The 349-nt window shown below is 55.9% G+C and carries 1 rRNA gene; it reads left to right on the forward strand.

Annotation, left to right across the window (positions count from 1 at the left end):
• Positions 1-349: ribosomal RNA gene (locus tag QP995_RS10840) — 23S ribosomal RNA — on the forward strand; the annotation flags it as partial.

Below are 349 nucleotides of genomic sequence, written 5' to 3' on the forward strand. Positions count from 1 at the left end.
GAACGAACGTGGATGAGGCTAAACCGCGTGCGTGTGATACCTGGCAGGGTTTGCGTGCGTGGGGTTGTGGGGATGCATTGTGCAGGGTCTGCTAGTCCTGCGTTGTGTTGTGTGGGTGTAGCGGAAGTGGATTGGAATGTCCTGCCGTAGACGGTGAGAGTCCGGTACGTGAAACACCCGTGCGTGCAATTGGTGTGTTGCCCGAGTAGCAGCGGGCTCGTGGAATCTGCTGTGAATCTGCCGGGACCACCCGGTAAGCCTAAATACCTGCTTATGACCGATAGCGGATTAGTACCGTGAGGGAATGGTGAAAAGTACCCCGGGAGGGGAGTGAAATAGTACCTGAAAC

The organism is Corynebacterium sp. MSK032 (assembly GCF_030232065.1).
GTDB lineage: Bacteria > Actinomycetota > Actinomycetes > Mycobacteriales > Mycobacteriaceae > Corynebacterium > Corynebacterium jeikeium_D.